The sequence below is a fragment of the Nostoc sp. UHCC 0252 genome (genome assembly GCF_034931145.1).
Taxonomy (GTDB): Bacteria; Cyanobacteriota; Cyanobacteriia; order Cyanobacteriales; family Nostocaceae; genus Nostoc.
The window spans coordinates 24,665-29,281 of sequence record NZ_JAYGHE010000088.1; the positions used below are offsets into that span (position 1 = coordinate 24,665).

General features: G+C 40.8%; 7 protein-coding genes. 4 read left to right on the forward strand and 3 right to left on the reverse strand.

The features are described 5' to 3' along the window. Window positions 1-412 precede the first annotated feature (412 nt). Window positions 413-691: a hypothetical protein gene (locus VB732_RS31090; protein ID WP_242061012.1), complete on the reverse strand. Its 279-nt coding sequence runs from the start codon at window positions 689-691 to the stop codon at window positions 413-415. Window positions 692-1,183: 492 nt separating this feature from the next. On the opposite strand from VB732_RS31090, the gene VB732_RS31095 reads away from it, so the two are divergent. Next, on the forward strand, window positions 1,184-1,519 hold the full coding sequence (locus tag VB732_RS31095; RefSeq protein WP_323234706.1) for a DUF5674 family protein: 336 nt from the start codon (window positions 1,184-1,186) through the stop codon (window positions 1,517-1,519). Next, window positions 1,519-1,878 (forward strand): hypothetical protein, encoded by a 360-nt coding sequence (locus tag VB732_RS31100; RefSeq protein WP_323234707.1) that lies wholly within the window; start codon window positions 1,519-1,521, stop codon window positions 1,876-1,878. The genes VB732_RS31095 and VB732_RS31100 overlap by 1 nt, the downstream gene beginning before the upstream one ends. An 85-nt stretch (window positions 1,879-1,963) precedes the next feature. Here VB732_RS31100 and VB732_RS31105 read toward each other — a convergent pair whose 3' ends face one another. Further along, entirely contained in the window at window positions 1,964-2,653 is a 690-nt protein-coding gene (locus tag VB732_RS31105) for a thermonuclease family protein (RefSeq protein WP_323234708.1), read from the reverse strand. A 129-nt stretch (window positions 2,654-2,782) separates the two neighbouring features. On the opposite strand from VB732_RS31105, the gene VB732_RS31110 reads away from it, so the two are divergent. Further along, window positions 2,783-3,175, forward strand: a complete 393-nt coding sequence (locus VB732_RS31110; protein WP_323234709.1) for a hypothetical protein — start codon at window positions 2,783-2,785, stop codon at window positions 3,173-3,175. Between the two features lie 131 nt (window positions 3,176-3,306). After that, window positions 3,307-4,320 (forward strand): alpha/beta hydrolase, encoded by a 1,014-nt coding sequence (locus tag VB732_RS31115; protein ID WP_323234710.1) that lies wholly within the window; start codon window positions 3,307-3,309, stop codon window positions 4,318-4,320. A 69-nt stretch (window positions 4,321-4,389) separates the two neighbouring features. On the opposite strand, the gene VB732_RS31120 is transcribed toward VB732_RS31115, so the two are convergent. Beyond that, window positions 4,390-4,617 (reverse strand): hypothetical protein (locus VB732_RS31120; protein ID WP_323234711.1); only part of this gene is annotated, 228 nt, incomplete at its 5' end.

The following is a 4,617-nucleotide window of genomic DNA, read 5'->3' on the forward strand; positions in this document are numbered from 1 at the left end:
ATCGCATACTTTCTCAGGGCAGCGATCGTCCTATTTTTATTGGTTAGTTTGTTGTGCTTGCACAACACTTCACTCTAGAATTGGCGAAGCCTCATATTTTTTGCTCCTAGCCAGTGACTGGAGCTTGCTACAGCAGCATATCTCTTGATCGGGCGGCAGTCGGCAACAAGCTTCAAAGCGACTTCCGTAATGCTGTAGCAACTTTTTATTTGGAACCCACTCCACCCTTACCTCACTTCAGCAGCCTTGACTATTCGCCGCTTCCGCTACCTGGGGGCTTTGTTTTCTGTTCACTTTTTTCAAGGTTCAATGGTGAGCGCCGCTTTATTTTTCTGGGAGGCTGGCGCTTTTTTCCTCCGCTATATTTATAATTTACTAGCTACACTTATAAATGTCAAGTGCCACTTATAAATTAATGGGAAATAATTTTAGGAACACCAAAAATCTCTTGTACATCACGTTCAAGCACTTGACAAATATATCTAAGCAGTTGAAAAGAGACGTTTTGAGGAGCTTTTGGCATAGCTGGATTTTCTAAAAGCTGAATATATTGCTGAGAAACCTTGTAATCAAATCTTGATTGGATTTCATCGGCAAGTGAGCGCCTAGAAACTTTTCCACGCATCTGCTTCAGCTTCTCCCCAAAAGCTTGTTTCCACGCCACAGTGGTAATTAAATCTAGTTCTAACATAATATATTCTTTACTAGTGTCACTTGACGTATCCATAATATAATTGATAAAGTGATGCTAGTAAAGAGTAAATCACTCACAGCCAAAAGCGATCGCTTTAGCTTTGCAATGCGATGATTTCAGCCTAGCTACTCGGAAAATCATGACTATGTTTTTACGCTAGAGATGGTGTGGCTTACAAGCCGCTTAACACTACACTAAATAAGGCGATCGCAGTTCTCATAAAAATGAGATCGCCCTGAATCTGAGGGAATGAAGTTTTTACAACCAGTTTTCAGACTTGGTGGGTCATCGGAATCATCTTTGAGGAAATCTAGAACGCTTGATAGAGTCAACTGGCTTAGTTATTTGTTTGTTTTAAAGACTCTCGGTGTCCCAAGCTGAGTTCTCAACGCACAACTAAAAATTACCAATTGCCTACCTTCATTTGTTTGGCATGAACCAGTAGTGTATAAGTTGACGTTGTTAATTGCTAAATAGGACTAATTTCAATTGATTTTAATTATCCGTGAGCCTGCTACGAGTGAAGAAATAGAAGAAATGCTGAAAACTTGGGAGGTATTTATTAAAATAGCAGTAGACATCGAACGCAGAATTATTGCAGGTGGTGGCGTTCGCCATTACGAATGTGAACAAGAGTTACTCAAAGACGGAAGCAGACAACGAGATATTTGGGGTGCTGATTGGTCTCCTTCGACTCAGGAAATTGTCTTTGAGTCAATCATCAACATCCGCCCCAGCCAAAATAACCGTAGTATGGTAATTAGATCCCCCGAAATTCGAGAACGCGTCACCCAGATTACCCAGCAATTGCTAGGAGGATTATAATGCCCAACTGGAGTACAATTGAAACTAGTTTTCTAAGCCTATCCCACGCACAACAATTGGGAGAGTTGGCCGTTAGTTTGGCACGTCTTAACTCTTGGTCACAAAAAAGTGCAAGCCTTGAAGTAGTTCCCGTATTGTTAGACGAAATTTTACTGTATTTGTCTTTGATCCAGCGAGAAAGCCAAATTAATATTGAATTAGATCAACTTCTTGGCTTGTTGCAAGGCTGGAAACAAAACTGGCTCAATATTTGGAATAACTCAAGCGAAACTGCAAATATTGCAGATATTGCGTCTACTTGGTCACAACGAATATTGGCTATGTCTGGTTTGCTGACTTCTGAATCTATGAGTGCATAGTCTCAAGTAGTGCGATTGCCCTACAACCTTTCTGTTCTCAATTACTTTTTACTAAATTTTGAGAATTGCACTATTGTTTTCGTTTTTACCGTTCGCACCCAATCCCATCACCATCTCTGTCAAAACCATGAGGATCGGGTGGCAGCACTTTAAACCTTCGTTGGCTAATATCTCGGCAATTTAAGTCTGGTGAATTCTTTGGAATGCAAAAATCTGGGTAAGAGGGATCACAGTTATTCTGTTGCTGCGGTTGAGTTGGTTTTAAGGCTGTCTGCCGAGTAGTTCCGTGGCGGAAGTCCCAAGGCATCACAGGACTAGCCTGATTCCAGAAAGCTAGGCGCTGTTGTTTGGCATAGTTTTCAGCTTGCAACAGGCTATCTTTAGACTGCGGGCAGCCTTTGAGGTACTGACGATAGACCACAGCCTGACCCTCTTGTACCATATTGACGTTGACGCTGCGATTCCCGATATAAATCTCTGCAACTAAACGCTTGTACTTATCAGTTTCAACAGGACGTAGGGTAATTCCTTGTCCTACTGGGAGCAATTGTTTGAGTCTTGTTGATGATTGTTGACCCCAAGGATTCTGTTTCATCTCTGGTGCGTCAATGCAAGCGAGGCGAACAGTCACAGTTTTGTTACCAGTTCTCACCCGTATGGTGTCACCGTCACCTACGCTTACAACTGTAGCGGTAAGATTGTTGGCAAATACGGGTAAAGACATTTGAGCTAGAAACAAAGCCGCAACACCAATCAAGCCAAATTTAAAAACCATTTGTACTAAAAGTCACTCTTACTTACTTTAGGATTCCCAATTTCAGCCAAGCGATCGCTAGTTAATCCACAAATTAGTTTTATGTTTTAAAGTAGAAAATAGTTTCATTGAAAGTGATTGTTAGTACCAATGAAAGTTTTAGGCTTATTCCTGCCAGTCTTGTTGCTGCTAGGCACGCCTGCAATGGCAGTTGAGTTCAAAGGGCAAAATATTGATGGTCAAAAGCTACCTGCTAGAGCTTACTATTATGCAACTGGTGGGGTCTACAAAGTTCAGGTCAGCTTTCACAACAAGCGGGCCACAATTTATTTTGATGACGGCAACCAAACGACCATACAGTTGAACCAACGGGTAATTACTGACTCAAACAATATTGAAGGTTTTGGAAAAATAGGGCAATATCCTGTAAGTAGCACGTTCAGTCTTGGCTTGGTGTATGACAATAATTGGCTTGGTAGCAATGATAGTCAATTGCAACAATCTAATGCACTAGATGGGTTGTGGAAAATTAGTTTGGAGTGAATACTCATCAATAATAATAAAAAATATTTCTCACTTCTGACAGACTAACTTAAGAATATGTCCTCTGCTAGATTTGAAGTAACTACTTAATCAATAAAGTGAACTATATATGTGAACACAATAAGTAATAAATGAAAGTTGGCATTCAAAATACAGCAGAAACCCTGGAGCAAGTTCACCAATTAGAGTCCACACTAGGTCTGAAAAATGAAGCCTGTCGCTCCAAATTTTTAATTCATCCTTACTTCACGTCAAAAGTTTTTTTGTTTTTGCATGGTTTTACAGCAGGCCCCTACCAGTTTGAGCCGCTCGGTCAAGCCTTCTTTAACAAGGGACATAACGTTCTAATTCCTTTACAGCCCGGTCATGGACGCTCAGGAAACTGGAGTCGTAAAAATCCCCCACCACTCCCAACAGATATTCAGATATATCAAGAATTTCTTCTCAAATGGTTGCAGATAGCAAAAACACTAGGCCAACAAGTTGTAATTGGTGGATTGTCAACAGGTGGAACTTTAGCCGCTTGGTTAGCTTTAGAGCATCCCCAGGAGATTGACAGCACTTTATTGTTCACCCCTTATTTAGCTAGCCGTTACTCACTATTAGATCAACTTATCAAAATCCTACCAATTTACTTTGAATGGTTTAACAAAGACGCATCTGGCAATTTTGGTTATAAAGGTTTTTGTCTCAAGGCATTACGGATATTTCTTCAGTTGGCAAAGGAAGTTTCAGAAAAGGCTCAAGGCTGTGTTTCCGCTCCTATTTTAATGGTATGTAGTGAAGCAGATCGCGCTGTTAACCTTTCCAAACAACAAGATTTTTTCCGAAAGGTAGTGAAAGAGCAACCGAAATCCTGGTATTACTGTTTCGATGATTCGCTTCACATTGAACACCGAATGATGACAAAACTGGAAGACAATGATTATGAAAAGCTGGTAATTACCCTTGCGAAAGCATTTGTTGAGAGTGATTTGACTTGGGTAGAGTTTGAGCAAATAGCAAAACAGATAACCCAGGGACAAACCTATGACCAAATCATGCTCAAACTCAACTTTGATGGACAAGTTTCTCAACAGCTAGCTGCAATGATGACTCAAGCTTTTGGCTGTGAGCATCTCAACTGCATCGATCCAGATTCCTAAACCCACGGTCTTCCTTGAAATGCCCAATGTCGCAGCAATTGAACGTACTCTGTAAAGCCATCGTTCTAACTACTTCCTTGCGCTTAATGCCTGCTGACTTAATTGCATCACAATATTTTGGGGCAATGGGTCTATGACAGCATCAGTCGGCAGAGATTTAATAAAAGCTGTTACATCTTCCCCAGTTTTGTATTTCCCTTCACTCCAAGCATCAGCAATCTGTGTCGCCACTCTATTAGCATCCTCTCGCTGATTATGGGCAGTGACACACTGAATATCATTACCTGTAAATGATAT